Source organism: Defluviimonas salinarum, assembly GCF_026013545.1.
Classification (GTDB): Bacteria; Pseudomonadota; Alphaproteobacteria; order Rhodobacterales; family Rhodobacteraceae; genus Albidovulum; species Albidovulum salinarum.
In genome coordinates, this window is sequence record NZ_JAPDOG010000008.1 from 170,967 (window position 1) to 185,119 (window position 14,153).

Sequence of the window (14,153 nt, forward strand, 5' to 3'; positions counted from 1 at the left end):
CCGCTCTCTCCGCTTGGAACTGCTTCACCTGACCCGAGAACAAATCCGCACCTGATCGCGCATTACCGCATAGTCGCTGAGCATCCGCACTACGACAGAGCCTTCTGGAAGAGTCTCGACCTCCGCCGCAGCGCGGGCTTGGTCGGCCGCGCTGTACACCACCACCGGCGGGCAGGGCCCAGCGCCGTCAGAACCGCCCCTCGCGCAACCGCTCAACCAAAGCATCACGATCATGAGGACGACGTGCGGCAGCCTCGAGCATCTGGCGCTGAATGGCATCGGTTCTCTCCCTGGTCTCACAACGCTCGGCCAGCCGCCCGGCGTGCTCGCCGGCGCGGCGCAGGTTCAAAAGGAACAGCAGAATCGTTGCGGTGGCGAGGATCAGGCCCAGCGCCCAGCGCGCCGGGCCGCTCGCAAGGATCCGGATCAGCCCGCCCGTCACCGCCGCCCCCGTTTCCAGTCATCGATCCGGGCATGGATCGTCACCGCGATGCCCGCGAGTGCGACCGCGATGAAGACCCAGCGCAGCGTGTCGAGATGCGGCACCAGCGGCAGGATCGAGGCCTGCGTCTCGACCAGTGCCTCCTGCACGACTTCCACGCTGGCGGCGCCCAGCGTCGCAACGCCCGCCGCCCCTCCGCCTTTCAGGGTGCGGCTCTCGGCCAGAACCTCGCGTACGGGCGGCGTCTCGGGGGCGAAGGGCACCGGCCGCGCCGGAAAGGGCTCACCCCAGGACCGCGCTGGGCCGAGATCGACATGCATGAAGCCCGAGCGCGGGTAATACCCGAAGCCCAGGAACCCCACCTCCCGCGCCGCCGCCTCGAAGGCCACCGGATCGTGGTTCGCCATGGCGATGTCGAAGGCGGTGCCGGCCATGTGCTTCGAGGCCGGTGCGCCACCGACAGCGCGGTTGTGCTCGGGGCTCCGGTAAGCGGAGCGGACGATCAGCGGCTTGGCGAGCCGGTCCCGCAGGGCCTGAAGCCGGTCGAGCGCGCGTTCATTGATCAGCAGCTTGCCGGTGCCGCGGCAGGCGATCTCGGCGGGCGAGAAGCTCGGCCAGTGCCAGGCGCTTTCGGGCACGTCGCGCCAGTGGCTGTAGGTCGTGGTCGTCATGATGCACTCCTCGGATGCAAGAAAGCCCGCCGGACCGGCGGGCAGGGTGGGTTGGTTGGGGTCAGGTCTCTTCAGTCACTGCGGCCGCGCTGGAAGGCCTCGAAGAGAAGATCACGGACCGCGCGGATATCGATCTCGATGCGCTCGAGCCGGGCGGCATCGTCCGCGCGGTCCTCGGCGCGCTGCCGCTCGGCCCAGGCGCGCTCGGCGGCGAGCTCGCGATCGAGCCGGGCAAGCATCGCCTCGTTGGTGAAAGCCTTGCGGGTGACGCTGGCCGCAAGCGCCAGCGCACCGCCGATCAGGGCGGTGATCGCGGCGGTCGGCGCATGATCGCGAACGAGCTGGGCAATGGCCTGGAAGGGGGATGGCGGTTCGGACATGGAAGGGATCCCGGGGCTGATCAGGGGGCGGAACGTCACATGGACACGAAGCCGGTCCAGACCGCATCGATCGCGTCGTCATCGAGCCCGCCGGCGGCGGCGATCATCGCGGTGAGCGGATCGAGGCGGTAGGCGACCTGGAAGGCCGCAAAGGTGACGCGGGCATCGGTGGCCTCGGGTTCGGGCAGGCTCGCGAAGACCGGCTCGAGTGCCACCGGCACCGCGCCGGTCGCTGCCGCGGCGACGGCCTCCTCGGCCGAGATCAGCCCCAGCCGATGCAGCGCGATGAAGACCTGGCGGCGGCTGAGTGGCGGCAGCGCCGCACGGATCTCCTCCGGCGTGGGCTCCGGGACGACCGGCGCCGCGTAAGGTGCGATATCGCTGCGGCCCGCATGCGCGTCCCAGAGCGGATGGCCCGGCTCGGCGATCACGACATGGCCTGCGCCTTCGTCGATGAGGGCAAGGATGGTCTTCTCAGTGTTGCGCCATTCGGCCTGCATGGGTCAGATCCCGATGAGTGAGCGTTGATCGGCGAGATAACGGACATTGCGGATGAGCGAGATGCCGGTGTTCTGGGTGGATTCCTGGCCCGTGGTCGTGCCGGTGGCGCCGAGGCGGATCGAGAGCGTCTGTCCGGGCCCAAGCGTCACATCGAGGCTGCGGGCGACAAAGCTCGTGCTCGTCGTGCTCCATTCCTGCAGCACGGTGCCGTCGCGCAGGACCGCGGCGTACTGGGTGCCATTACCGTTGCCCCGCGCCTGCTCGAGGGCGACGCGGAGACCACAGGTGCGCGTCGCGGTGAGCGCGGTCTCGCCGAGCAGGAGCTGATGGATCGTGCCGTTGCCGCTCTTCGAGAGCGACAGCGTCGCCGTGTCACTGCCGCCCGAACAGTGCTTCAGGACCACCGCATTGTCCGCCACTGTCGTCGCCATGGCGCCGGCGAGAAGATCGGAGGCGCCGGCCGCGAGGGCCGCGATCGCCTCGGCCACGCGCAGGGGCGTCATCAGCGTCGCATTGTTCGTGCCCGCCTGCGCCTGGGCCTGGCTCGCGAGCGTGAGCGTCGCCCCGGCGCCGAGCCCGAGGGCAGTGCGCTGCGCCGCGACCGTTGCCGCCGCGAGCAGCGCCCGACCCGCGGCGGAAGAGCCCGCGAGTTCGAAGCCCGCGGGCCCGAGCGTCCCGAGAGGGGTCCAGTCGGCGTTCAGCGCGTCGCGGATGCGCAGCACCGGATCGGTGCCGGCGGCATCGACCCAGAGCTGGCCCGCGGTGGTGGTCGCGGGTGCCGTGGTCCCGTAAGCGCAGGACTGGAGGGCGGCGAGGATCAGGTTCAGCTCGGCGCGGAACTGCGCGCCGGACTGGTTGGCAAGATTGTAGTCGACCATCAGAGCACCTCTTCGGCATGGATGCGCAGCCGTGTGAGCAGCAGGTTGTAATCGGGGCTCGCCGAATGCATCCGCGCCCTGAACTCGGCGGCACGGATCTCGTCCTCGGTGGCATCGAGCCGCGACCAGGGTGTCCAGGCCGGGGTTCCGGCCGGATCGTCATCCGTGACCCGGACCTCGACGATGACGTCGATCTCGGCGCCGTCGGTGTCATCGACATCGAGCCAGAGGTCGATCGGCGCGAGGCGCTCGTCCACCGTGCCGGAAAGGCTCAAAGCCGCCGTCTCGATCTCCGAGCGCAGGCGAATGCGCCGGAGCGCGCCGAAGTCCATGCCCACGGGGAAGTCGTAGCGCCCCTCGGTTGCCACATCGGCGAGCTTCAGCGCGGCGCCGTCCAGCGTGAGGTTGGTCGACACCCCCGCCCAGAGGGGATCGGCGGCGAGCGTGAGGACCGGCGCGAAAGGCAGGACCTGGGCGCCGCGGGAGGCGGCACTGGTGACCGGGCCGAAGTTGCCGGAATTATCGCGCGCGCGGAGAAGATAGGTGCCGGGTTTGAGGGGGACGATCGCGACGGCATCCGAACCTGCAACCTCGTCCATGCTCACCGATGTGGCCCAGGTCGCGGTGGGCGCATTCGCATGGCGGATCACGATGCGCCCGCCGATCCGCACGTCGAGATCGGCAGACGGCGTCCATTTGAGGATCGCGAGCCCGCCGGCGGTCTGCAGCGTGAGGTTCGCGAGCGCGGCCGGCGGCGCCGTGAGACCCAGAACCTCGATGATGGCCGTGGCATAGGGCGAGGAAACGCCGAGGACCGAGAGCGCCTTCACCGCCACCTCCCAGCGGCCCGCCTTCACGTCGCGGATTTCCCAGAAGAGCTGGTCGGTGCGCCCGAGGGTGATCCAGTCTTCGGTGAGGACATTACCCTCCGGATCCTCGATGCGCTGCGCCCGGAGCTGGTAGTCGCGCACGAAGTCCGAAGGTGCCGCGGTCCATGTGGCGCGGATGAGGGTTCTGACCCCGGTGCCGCTCCGCGTCTCGTAAAGCTCCTCGGCCAGCGCCGGCGTGCCGGGGGCCGGCACATCGGCCGGGCCCGGCAAGGTCGTGCGCGGGGCCGCGGCATAGATCGCCTCTTCCGAGGCCTGCCAGTCATAGACGAGGGGCGAGGTCTCGCGGAGGACGAGCTCGGGCAGCAGGAGCGCGCCGTCGCCGGAGGCGGCGAGATCGAGGCTCACGCCCTGGACCTCGAAGGGCTTGGCTTCAAAGCCCCAGCGGTCATAAGAGAGCGACACGTTCCCGCCGACTTCGGCCGCCCAGGTCCCGAGCTTGCCCGCGAGCTTCACCGTCATCTGCCGCCGCGCGCTTTCGAGCTCGATCTTCGCAAGCCGCTGCGCCATCGCGGCCGAGATGGTGAAGGGAAGCGACAGATCGCGCCAGCGTTGCTCGCCGCCATCCTCGGCGAGATAGAGATCACTCGTCACCGCCGGAAAGTCGTCGGGCTGCCAGTCGTTTTCCGGGCTCACGAACTGGCCGCGCACCGCGTTGAAGTTCGAGGACATCGAGACCCGCGTCGCGAGCGTGAGCCCGCCCTCGCGGACATCGTCGGCAGTGAGCGCCAGTTCCGGCACACGCCAGGCCCCGGCATGGAGATGCCAGGTGCCGGCGGCCCAGGCCGAGCGCCCGGCCATCGCGGTCAGCATCGCCTCGATGATCACCTTGGGGCTTTCGCTGAGCGAGATGACACCGTTGAGACTGTAGCGCGGCTCGACCCCGCCGGCGGCCGTGGGCACCCACTCATCGCAGACATTGACGGCGGCGATGAGATCGGCCGTGTCGATCCCGTCCTCGGCACCGATCGCGGCGCCAAGGCCGAAGATCGGGTCCGCCATGTAATCTGCCAGGCAGAGGGCGGGATTCTCGCTGTAGCCGCGGGTGCCTTCCCGCGGATCGAGAATGTCATTCTTGCCCCGAAGATCGACGGTGATGTTGGGGATGCCGCCCGGAAAGGCATCGGCGTCATAGGTGAGCCGCAGCCAGATCGCGGCGCATCCCGAAAGCCGGTGCTCGGGGCTCCACTTGTCGGGCGCTTCCGCCGTGAGTCCGTCGAAGGCACTCTGGTCCGCGGCCCCGAGGCGTTTTTCGACGGTGACCTTGCCGGCCCATCGCCCCCGGGCGATGCCCGCCTCGCTCACCGCCTCCTCGCCCTCGAAGTAGACGGCCCCGATTGCCTCGACGGGATGGGAAGCGAGCACGATGACGAGGTGCAGGTATTGCCGCCTGGCGCCGGTGACATGCAGGAAGACGATGACCCCGCCCTTACGCGCGCGGCCATAGACCAGGTCGCGCGGCATCACCGGCTCGCGCAAGGTCACCGTGCGCGCCTGAAGGCTCATCTTCGGCTTCGGCATCAGCGCCTGGGAGGCGTAGGAAAGAAGGAGCGTGCCCCCGAGCCGGATCAGCGCCCCGGCAATACCGCCGGCGGCAAGTGCGCTGCCGATGGCCCCTGCCACGGCGGAGACGGCTGCAACCACGACCCCCATCTCAGACCCTCCAGGCCAGCGAACAGGTAGAGACCGGCACGAAGGTGAGGCCCTCGGGTCCGAGGAAGGCCGCGCGGGCGCCGAGACAGATCCCGAGTGCGGCACCATCCGAGGAGAGCACCAGATCGCCCCTCTGCGCGAGATGCACAGTCCCGAGCGGCGCGCCGAGGAGCGTCCGGGCGCCGTCCTCGAGGCTTGCCCAGCCGAGGCGGCGCATCACGAGGGCCGCCCCGCGTTGGGTCTGGTAGCGCCCGCGCCAGAGCGCCGCGACATCCTCGCCGCCCGTCAGATCGCGGCGCAGATCGAAGACCCAGCTCGCGCAATCATGCACCCCCCAGGCGAAGGGACTGCTGCGGGCGGATTCGATCGCCTGGGTCAAGGCAAGCTCCCAGGCGGGCATGCGGATCCGCGCTTCCCCGATGATCTGACTGTCCGGCAGGCGCGTCTCTTTCATCCCGGGCCCGCTCATCCCCGCCCCCAGGTGATCTCGCGGTCCTGGATCGCGGTGACATATTCAAAGCCGCGATCGCCGGGATGGAGCGCCTGCTGGCTCTCATGGGTGTAGCGCCAGGCTCTTGGGGTATTGAGATCGATGAGGCGGCTCTCGTAGCTGATGGTGATGGTGCAGGTCCCGACATCATCGGTGATCTCCGGCACATCGAGGCGGCCGGAAAAGGCCTGCACCGGATCGGCGATGATCGTGCCGTCTTCCGCGAGAAGCCCGATCCAGACCCGCCCCGGCAGGCCCTGGCGTGCCTCGGCGATGACGAGCTGGACGAGCGCCGTCGGCACGCCCGAGAGCGAGACCGCGGTGCCGGTCGCCACCACGGCGCCGGTCTCCTCGATCGCGCCCAGTCCGAGGAGCGTGCCCGCCCCGGCCCAGCTTTCGCCCGCCCAGCCGATCTCGCCGAGACCCGACCAGAGCCGCACGGTCTCTGTCGCGAAGACCCCCTCGAAGAAGATCACCGGCCGCAGGTCGCGCGCGGCAAGGGCTGCCGCGAAGTCGGGTGTGAGATTGCGGCTCATAGGGCCTCCCGGGCGGTCAGGCTGAAGCGGAACAGGTCGGCGCGGGTAATCAGGCTCGGCACCGGGGCGGTGAGGCGCAGGAGCACGGCCGGGGCCGCGATCTCGATCGGATCGCCATCACCGGGCGCGGCACGGAGCCGCGGCGCCAGCTGAAGCGTGGCACGGCCGGCATAGTCGGGGAGCACATCGGCGGTGAGCTGATGGAGCCGAGTCGTACCATCCGTTCCGAGCGAGATGAGATCGCCGGTCCGGAGCGTGGGCAGGGACGGGGCCCAGCCCGCTGTCATCAGCGCATTGCCGGCCTGGAAGCCGCCCGCGACCACGGGGGCACCGAAGCTCCCAGCCTGAAGCACCGAGGGGTCACGGAAGAGGAAGCAGCCGCGGATCCCGCCGAGACCCGCGAAGAAGGCCGAGAGCCGGCGGCCGTCGCGACCGGGGCGCTGAGCGAGCTCGATCGTGTAGTCCCACCATTCACCGCCCCAGTCCTGGACCTGCTCGGTCCCCGTGAAGGGCGAGGTGGCGACCGCCGTGGCGGTGACGAGACGGCGCTCGAGACGGGTGACGAGCGTCAGCGGCAATTCGGGGATCATGGTTCAAGTCCATCTGTGTCAAAGCGCCTGGCCGCGACGGCGGCCATCGGCGACGCTGGCCTTGGCGAGCCGCGCGATCTCGGGGATCGCCGCGCGCAGCTTGGCGTCAACCTGTTCGGCAACACCCGCCTGCGCGCCGCGCGCATCGATGCTGATGCTGACGCCGCCCGCGCTGGCGCCCGATCCGAGCCCGCGCGCCACTTCGGCCCGCGAGAGCACCCGCTCGCCGCGCTGCAGGATTGCCGGCACTTCGTCCGGACGGAGTCCGGCCCAGCCCCCGGCGTGGAGCCGCGGCGCGCCGGCGAAGGCGAGGGCCGGCACCCTGCGTCCGGGGCCCGGCGATCCGACCATGCCGCCGGCGTGATGGACCGGCGCGAAGATCCCGCCCAGCGCCCCCGAGAGCCAGCTCGCGATCGGTCCCAGCACCGAGGTCTTGAACGCCAGCGTCGCGAGATCAGCGAGGATCGAGGCGATGAGCCCCTTGAAGTCGAGCTTGCCGGTGGTGACGAAGGTCCGGAAGGCGCTCTCGGCCGAGCGGAAGGCACCCGTGAGTGTCTCGCCGAGCCCCTTGCCCCAGTCCATCGCCTCCGCCGCGTAACTGGCGAGCGAGTCCGTCACCGCCTTCCAGCCCGCGGCCGCGGCCTCTGCCGCGGATTTCGCGGAAGCACCGGCACCCGCCGCCGCGCGGCCGGCCGCATCGAAAGCCTCCGTCACCTCATTCGCGGCGGTCCCGGTCGCGGCAAGCGCCTCTTCCGCTCCGGCGCCGCCGGCGCTGATCGCCGCCGTCAGCGTCTGCCAGCTTGCGAGCGGCCGAGTGGCGGCCTCGGCGAGCATGCCGGCGGCCTCGCGATAGCCCTCGGCCCGGGCGCGGGCCTCCTCGTCCATGTCCCCGAAGAGAGCGGGCGGCGCAATGTAGGTTCTGTCGAGGGCCGCCGCGAAGGCCTCGGCCGCTGCGCTGCCGGCCGCGGACGCGGCGCTTTCGAAGGGGTTGTCGATGCGGCCGAGGTCGACGGGGTCCAGAGTGCCGATGCGCACCCCGCCTTCGCCAACCGCCCAGTCAGGGAGAAGCGCCAGCGCGGCATTGAGCCCCTCGATGAAGCGGTTGATCCGGGTGACAACACCGTTCAGCATCGCCTCGACGCCAGTGATGAGCCCATTGGCCGCCTCAAAGGCGAAGTCGCCGATCGCGGCCGGCAGCCGGGTCCAGATCGCGACCGCGCCATCGAAGGCCCCCTGGAAGATGGCCGCGGTTCGATCGCCAAAGGCGACGGCGCCCGCGACGGCCCCGTCGAGCGCCGAGAGTGTCGTGGCCTTCAACCCTTCCCAGCCCGCGGCGATGCGGGCGAGTGCGGCATCGAGCGCCAGCCCGATGCGGGACCAGACCTCCGAGGCGAGATCCGCGAGGAGCCGGAAGGCCGCGCCCAGGCCGCCGACCCGGGCAACGAGGAGCGAGAGCTGATAGGCCAGCTCCCCGGCGCCGACGATCAGCGCCCCGATGCCGGTGCGGATCAGCGCACCGCGCAGCACGACGAGCGCGGTGGCAAGCCTGCGGACCGAGAGCGCGGCGGCGGCAAGACCCGCCACCCAGCGCCCGGCGAGGATGGCAGCGAAGGTTGAAGCGTAGGCGGCAAGGCGACCGACATGATCGAAGACCCCGCGGATCGCCGTTCCGAGCGGACCGGTGCGGTTCGCGAGCGCCGCCATGGCATTGGCCACCGCCTCGAGCGCCGGGGCCGCCGCGACGGCGAGCTGGTTTGCGAGGCCCCGCCAGATCAGCCCCAGCCGCGAGATCGCGTCATTCGTCCGCTCGATCTGCCCGGCATCGGCTTCGGAGACCACCACGCCGAAGGCGCGTACATCCTCGGTGGCCTGGCGCAAAGTCGCAGAGTCGATGCGGCTCATGGCGATCGAGCCTTCCTCGCCGAAGAGCTGGCCCGCGACGGCGGCGCGTTCGGCCACCGGCACGAAGGCCTCGATCGCCGCGTTGATCGCACCGACGCGCTGGTCCAGTGGCAGGGCGATGAGCTCCGCGGCCGAAAGCCCGAGCCGGGCCAGTGCGTCCACGGCGGGGCTGGCGCCCGCGGCGGCCTGGCTCAGGCGGCGCGTGAGATCCTTCGTCGCCTGTTCGATGCCGGACATCGACACTCCGGCCAGTTCCCCGGCGCGCTCCAGGGTCTGGATCGAGGCCACCGTGGTGCCGAGCGACTGCGCGAGCTTGGCCTGCGCGTCGACGCTCGTGAGCCCCGAGCGCACCATGGCGACGCCTGCCGCCGCAGTGGCGGCCACCGCGGCAGCCGCCGCGATGCCGACGCGCCGCGAGAAGGCCGCGAGCCGCGCATTCGCGGCCTCCATCTCGCGGCCGAGCCGGCCGAAGCCGCGGGCGCCCGCCTCGCCGACGCCTTCCAGTTCGGCGCGGACCTGGCGACCGCCGACCGCGGCGAGGCGGACGGAGACGCGTTTTTCAGCCATGGGAATGATCCATCTGTTCGTTGAGTTTTGCGACCATCACCGCCTCGATGACGGGCAGCAGTTCGGCCGCCGCAGCGGGCGGCACGCCGAGGGCATCGCCGAGTGCGAGCGCTGCGGTCAGGTCCCATCCGGCGACGGCGCCGGGCAGCACGCGAAGCTGGCCACCGAGACGTCCGACGAGGTCCCAGACCTGCCAGCCTTCCCATGTCTCCGGCCGGTTCAGCCGCGCCGGGCAGTTCGGGCACTGCTCTTGGCACGCTTCGCAGTAGCGGTCGCCCCCGCCGAAGGACCATTCGGCGAGGGCGCGGAGACGTTTTTTTCCTGTTCCAGCATGAGGCCCTTCGAGACATAGGTCAGCTGGAAGGCCTCGAAGATCGGCCAGATATCGAGCAGCGCGTCGATGGCCTCGTCGCTCGGGTCAATCGCGTTGCCGTCGGCATCGCCGATGCCCTCCCAGGCGAGCACGGCCCGGCGCGCAAGCGCCTTGGCGAAAGCCACGGCGCGCTCCTCGTCGGAGGCCTCCGGGGCGAGGCCTTCGACCGCCGCATCGGCGCGGGTCGCGACCATCAGCGCGGTGGTGAGTGGCAGGAGCTGCAGCTTCAGGCCGGGCAAGAATGCGTGCCAGAAAGGCACAGCGGAGAGATTCAGACGGATCATGATCTTGCCTTGTCGAGGTTGGCGCGTAATGTCGGCGCGGGTGAATGAGCGAGACAGGGTGCCGATGAACGAGGTCGTGCAACGATCCGGGCGCGAGCTTTGCGAGCTGCGCCGCGACGATGGCAGCCTCACCGCCCGTGGCTTCATGGAGGATGGTGAGCAGACCGGCTACTGGGAGTGGTATCGCAGGGATGGCACACTGCTGCGTTCGGGCTATTTCGAAGCCGGACGGCCGATTGGCTCGCTAACCGAACATGACGAGGCGGGGCGGGTGCAGCGGGCGAGCGCGATCGCCTGGGGCTGAGAACTGCGACTGCCTGGGCTTGAGCCGCCGGATCAATACACATCGACATCATTGACGAGGGTTGCGGTGCACATCCGCCCCACGACGCTGTCGCGCGCCGCCTGCCAGTCAAACTTCGCCTGCACGCCCTGGGGCCCGGAGATCTCGATGCGCGGGCGCGGCAGGTAGACCGCGTGCACCGTGAAGGTGAAACTTTCGCCCGAGGGCAGCCCGTAACCGAACTCGAGCGCGCATGGATCGCCATTGACGGCCTGCGTGACGAGCGTCGCGTCGGCGAAGCGGACCTCGATGGAGCCGGTCAGCGCCGCGATGGACGGGTCCGCGCCGTCGATCCGTCCGTCGCTGCGGATCGTTTCTATCCGGTCGAGATTGTTGGCATAGGTGATGTCGACCGAGACCACGTTGCCTAGCGCCGCGCCGTTCCGGGTGATGGCGCCGTTGAAGTGGCCGAAGCGCTTCAGTTCCAGTTCTGCCGGTGTCCCCGCAGCACTCGTCGTGCCCACCGTCTCGCCCTGGGCCACCAGCCGCACCGTTGCGGTCAGCAGCCCCGAGCGCTGCACCTGCCAGCTGAGTTGATCGAGCACGCAGCCCGAATACATCGCATAGCGCGGCACTTCGGGCATGACAGTCTCGATCGAGAGGCTCGGCAGGGTCCAGGCGCCCGAGCGAAACTCGTGGGTCCAGGGCCCGGTGCCGGTGGTTGCCGGCTGACCGAAGGCCGCCTTCAGCCAGAACCCGAAACCCGCCGCGTCGATCGGCACGATCACGTCGCCGTCGGCCGTGACCGCGTCCTTGATCGGTGCCAGCGGATCGCGGCCGTAGCCCAGAAGTTCGGAATTGAGCAAAGGCTGCTCAGCCCCGAGGGTGGTGCTGGCGAAGGGCATCCTGGTGAAGCCGCTCGCCGGCGGCGTACCATAGGTGGTCTCGAACGCAAGCGCCATCTGCGCCCGCGCCCCCTGGGCTCGTGCCATGTACAGAACTCCCTCTTCCTTGCCCTGATGAACTTGCGTTGCCTCACGCCATTCGTCCCGCTACTCGGTGGTTCCCGGATCCAAGGCCAATCGGAGAACAACCGATGATCGAAGCACTACTGACGCTGCTCGTTGGCCTCGTCGCGATTTATGTCGTGGTTTGGATCTTCATCCTGCTTCCGGCCAACATGGCGGTATCGCGAGGGCGCAGCGCCTTTGGCTGGGTGCTCGTGAGTTTGTTCTTTTCGCCGGTTCTGGCCTGCCTTCTCCTCCTGCTGCTCGGGGACAACCCGAACAGGACGAGGAAGGACAAAGGTCCCCGACTTTGACGCCCGTCCTCGCGGCGCAGGATCCATCAGGGATCTCGGATCAGGCCAGCGGATCAGCGATCGAGTAGTGCAGCACGACCGGTACGACCGCGGCCTTCAGGCTGGCCGCGCCCTCGACCGGCAGATCGATCGGCCGCGGCGCTTCGGCTTCGACCCAGTCGCAGAGCCCGCCGAGCGTGCGGTCGGTGGCAAGCGCCGCACCGATGCTGGCGCAGAGCGTGTCGAAGGCGGAGTCACGGTCGTTCGTCCCTTGCAAGGGTCCACTGGACCCCTGCATCTGCTGCGCAGACCGGGCCTCACCCTGCACGACCGCCTCGATCTCGGCCCGGTGCTGGTAGTGGTAGGCGAGCGGCGAGAGCGTCACCTCCGGCTCGCCCGGCTCACCTTCGCGCAGGATCAATAGGCCCGCAGCCGGCACGCGCTCGGGCAGGACCGCACCGCGCAGGACGGTGGCGGGCAGCGTCGCGAGGCGCGCGTGCAGCGCTGCGAGGATGGTTTCGCGGTGGGTGGGCATGGTGGACCTGGGGGAAACGGCCAGTGCATTGGACCAGAGGAGAATGGATCTCATTCTGCTCTGTTGCGAGCGATCGCCAAGATATAGCTGAAGGGCCAGAAAGAACCAAACGCCAGTACCGACAGCAAGATCGTTGCGCCGATTCCAGCAGGGATATGGTTGCTTGCGATGTAGTAGCCTGTGACGCAGCCTGCAGAAAGCAGCGCTAGAAGCACTATGCTACGGGGGCGGCCGACGACCTGATAGTCACGCCCGATCACATAGCCTGACGCCATCGCAACAGCGCTGACCACATGCAGCGCCTCAAAACCATCCGGGACCTGCAGGCCGGCATAAGACATGGCGCCCCCTGCGGCTGACAAGGCTGTCGCGATGCCGAAATCCGAAACAGTCATTGCAGATCAGCTTTTGTAACTGGCAGCGCAACAAAAGTCGACGCTATCGGATTTCTATCCTGGTCAAAAATGACCATTTCACTAAATCCCGGCGAGCCGCTTATTTTACCTGCTTTTGAGGATTGAACTGTTCCCCGAATGATCAGTGCGAGTGCTTCGCGATTTTCCAAGTCAATGAAGAAGGCCTTCGTGCTCTCTCGATCTGAAGCAAAGGACGGCAATGCCGCAAAGTCGAAATCCATTTTCTGCATCTTCGCTGCCTCGAATATGTTCTCGATAGTCGTATTGGACCAATAAGATTCCACGTTGGCGATCCCGACATACAGATCCTCTGGAGCAATAATTTCCAGCTTCGAGATGGTTTCTCCGTCAGACTCATAGACAAAGGACACTTCGAAGTCGCGCTTTTCCCCAAAATCGTCGACATAGGACGAAGACAGTTTGCTTTGATAGTTCTTCGCGGATGCTGTGGTGGTCGTTTCCTTCGCGTAGATCGCGGCTCGCTGAACCCGGTTGGCATGCCCATATATAATGGGTGCATCGTCATCGATGTCATTGTCATTGAGGTCCACAACGGGGTATTGAGTGCAAGCCGTGTCGCCCGGCGGAAGCGGCCGCACAAACTCCTGCCTTAAGCCGGCTTTCTTCCAGTTGAAGTTAAGAGGCTCCGATCCCGGAGCATTCTTGATGTAATGCCAAACGTAATTGATGCCGTTCTTCTGGTCGAAATCTGACGCCCATTCAAACTGCATTCCGGCGTTAGTCACATCGCCACTTATCTTTCGCGGTGGCGTCTGGTCATAGTCGTCCGTCGCGCATTCAGATCGTGCCACCCCTGCTCCGCCTATCAATGTAGCTAGAGTCAGGACCCATTGATATTGGGCGTTCGGCATGATTCAGGCTCCGCAAGGAGACCGAACGATGAGCAACCTTTTCTGGCTGACAGACGCGCAGATGGAGCGGCTTCGGCCTTTCTTTCCCAAGAGCCACGGCAAGCCACGCGTCGATGACCGGCGTGTGCTGAGCGGCATTATCTTCATCAATCGCAATGGGTTGCGGTGGTGTGATGCGCCCAGGGAGTATGGTCCCCCGAAGACCCTCTACAACCGCTGGAAGCGATGGGGCGACAAGGGCATCTTCGCCCGGATGATGGAAGGCCTGGCCTCCGAGGCGGCCGTTCCGAAGACGGTGATGATCGACGCGACCTATTTGAAGGCGCACCGCACGGCGACCAGCCTGCGGTCGAAAAAAGGGGACCCGACGACCAAAGGGGCCGCCTGATCGGCCGAACCAAGGGCGGCATGAACACCAAACTGCATGCCGTCACCGATGCCGATGGCCGCCCGATCCGCTTTTTCATGACCGCAGGCCACCGAAGTTCATCAGTTGAACGCGTAAACGACTGATATCATTTAGGCTGGATAGCCGAAAATGGTACAACACGGAGGGGTCAGGCGGGTTTTGGCAAGCTCAGGGCATCAAAGAG

Annotated in this window: 18 protein-coding genes and 1 pseudogene; 3 read left to right on the plus strand and 16 right to left on the minus strand. The window is 67.9% G+C overall.

All coding sequences use genetic code 11. From position 1 onward, the window contains the following. Positions 1–187: 187 nt before the first annotated feature. From OM960_RS11025 to OM960_RS11080, 12 genes are all read right to left on the minus strand, one after another. Positions 188–442: a hypothetical protein gene (locus tag OM960_RS11025; RefSeq protein WP_264771983.1), complete on the minus strand. Its 255-nt coding sequence runs from the start codon at positions 440–442 to the stop codon at positions 188–190. Beyond that, a complete protein-coding gene (locus OM960_RS11030) occupies positions 439–1,113 on the minus strand; it encodes a YcbK family protein (protein WP_264771984.1) in 675 nt (224 codons plus the stop codon). Before OM960_RS11030 ends, OM960_RS11025 begins: the two co-directional genes overlap by 4 nt. 71 nt (positions 1,114–1,184) lie before the next feature. Next, entirely contained in the window at positions 1,185–1,493 is a 309-nt protein-coding gene (locus tag OM960_RS11035; RefSeq protein ID WP_264771985.1) for a hypothetical protein, read from the minus strand. A 35-nt stretch (positions 1,494–1,528) separates the two neighbouring features. After that, positions 1,529–1,993, minus strand: coding sequence for a hypothetical protein (locus tag OM960_RS11040; protein WP_264771986.1), 465 nt, complete (start codon positions 1,991–1,993; stop codon positions 1,529–1,531). A 3-nt stretch (positions 1,994–1,996) separates the two neighbouring features. Next, entirely contained in the window at positions 1,997–2,872 is an 876-nt protein-coding gene (locus OM960_RS11045; RefSeq protein WP_264771987.1) for a hypothetical protein, read from the minus strand. After that, positions 2,872–5,412, minus strand: coding sequence for a phage tail protein (locus OM960_RS11050; RefSeq protein ID WP_264771988.1), 2,541 nt, complete (start codon positions 5,410–5,412; stop codon positions 2,872–2,874). The genes OM960_RS11045 and OM960_RS11050 overlap by 1 nt, the downstream gene beginning before the upstream one ends. Before the next feature lies 1 nt (position 5,413). Next, positions 5,414–5,866 carry a DUF6950 family protein gene (locus OM960_RS11055; RefSeq protein ID WP_264771989.1) on the minus strand — a complete coding sequence of 151 codons (453 nt, stop codon included), beginning with the start codon at positions 5,864–5,866 and terminating at the stop codon, positions 5,414–5,416. 11 nt (positions 5,867–5,877) lie between these two features. Further along, positions 5,878–6,438 (minus strand): hypothetical protein, encoded by a 561-nt coding sequence (locus tag OM960_RS11060; RefSeq protein ID WP_264771990.1) that lies wholly within the window; start codon positions 6,436–6,438, stop codon positions 5,878–5,880. Next, positions 6,435–7,028 (minus strand): hypothetical protein, encoded by a 594-nt coding sequence (locus OM960_RS11065; protein ID WP_264771991.1) that lies wholly within the window; start codon positions 7,026–7,028, stop codon positions 6,435–6,437. Before OM960_RS11065 ends, OM960_RS11060 begins: the two co-directional genes overlap by 4 nt. 18 nt (positions 7,029–7,046) lie before the next feature. Next, on the minus strand, positions 7,047–9,497 hold the full coding sequence (locus OM960_RS11070) for a phage tail tape measure C-terminal domain-containing protein (RefSeq protein ID WP_264771992.1): 2,451 nt from the start codon (positions 9,495–9,497) through the stop codon (positions 7,047–7,049). Beyond that, the gene (locus OM960_RS11075; protein WP_264771993.1) at positions 9,490–9,648 is read right to left on the minus strand and encodes a DUF7697 family protein; all 159 of its coding nucleotides are present in this window, start codon (positions 9,646–9,648) and stop codon (positions 9,490–9,492) included. Before OM960_RS11075 ends, OM960_RS11070 begins: the two co-directional genes overlap by 8 nt. Before the next feature lie 68 nt (positions 9,649–9,716). Further along, positions 9,717–10,154 carry a phage-derived protein YdaY family protein gene (locus OM960_RS11080; RefSeq protein WP_264771994.1) on the minus strand — a complete coding sequence of 146 codons (438 nt, stop codon included), beginning with the start codon at positions 10,152–10,154 and terminating at the stop codon, positions 9,717–9,719. A gap of 64 nt (positions 10,155–10,218) precedes the next feature. Here OM960_RS11080 and OM960_RS11085 point away from each other — a divergent pair, with 64 nt between their 5' ends. Continuing rightward, positions 10,219–10,458, plus strand: coding sequence for a toxin-antitoxin system YwqK family antitoxin (locus OM960_RS11085; protein WP_264771995.1), 240 nt, complete (start codon positions 10,219–10,221; stop codon positions 10,456–10,458). A 32-nt stretch (positions 10,459–10,490) separates the two neighbouring features. Here the strand turns inward: OM960_RS11085 and OM960_RS11090 are convergent, their stop codons facing one another. Further along, a complete protein-coding gene (locus OM960_RS11090) occupies positions 10,491–11,429 on the minus strand; it encodes a phage tail tube protein (protein ID WP_264771996.1) in 939 nt (312 codons plus the stop codon). 104 nt (positions 11,430–11,533) lie between these two features. On the opposite strand from OM960_RS11090, the gene OM960_RS11095 reads away from it, so the two are divergent. Next, positions 11,534–11,758 carry a hypothetical protein gene (locus OM960_RS11095; protein WP_264771997.1) on the plus strand — a complete coding sequence of 75 codons (225 nt, stop codon included), beginning with the start codon at positions 11,534–11,536 and terminating at the stop codon, positions 11,756–11,758. Positions 11,759–11,798: 40 nt separating this feature from the next. Here the strand turns inward: OM960_RS11095 and OM960_RS11100 are convergent, their stop codons facing one another. The 3 genes from OM960_RS11100 to OM960_RS11110 are packed head-to-tail and all read right to left on the minus strand — an operon-like array spanning position 11,799 to position 13,560. Next, positions 11,799–12,272, minus strand: coding sequence for an acyl-CoA transferase (locus tag OM960_RS11100; protein ID WP_264772003.1), 474 nt, complete (start codon positions 12,270–12,272; stop codon positions 11,799–11,801). A gap of 50 nt (positions 12,273–12,322) precedes the next feature. Beyond that, the gene (locus OM960_RS11105) at positions 12,323–12,667 is read right to left on the minus strand and encodes a hypothetical protein (protein ID WP_264771998.1); all 345 of its coding nucleotides are present in this window, start codon (positions 12,665–12,667) and stop codon (positions 12,323–12,325) included. Next, positions 12,664–13,560: a hypothetical protein gene (locus OM960_RS11110; RefSeq protein ID WP_264771999.1), complete on the minus strand. Its 897-nt coding sequence runs from the start codon at positions 13,558–13,560 to the stop codon at positions 12,664–12,666. Before OM960_RS11110 ends, OM960_RS11105 begins: the two co-directional genes overlap by 4 nt. A 28-nt stretch (positions 13,561–13,588) precedes the next feature. Here OM960_RS11110 and OM960_RS11115 point away from each other — a divergent pair. After that, positions 13,589–14,046, plus strand: a pseudogene (locus tag OM960_RS11115) (IS5 family transposase); the annotation flags it as partial. Positions 14,047–14,153 lie beyond the last annotated feature (107 nt).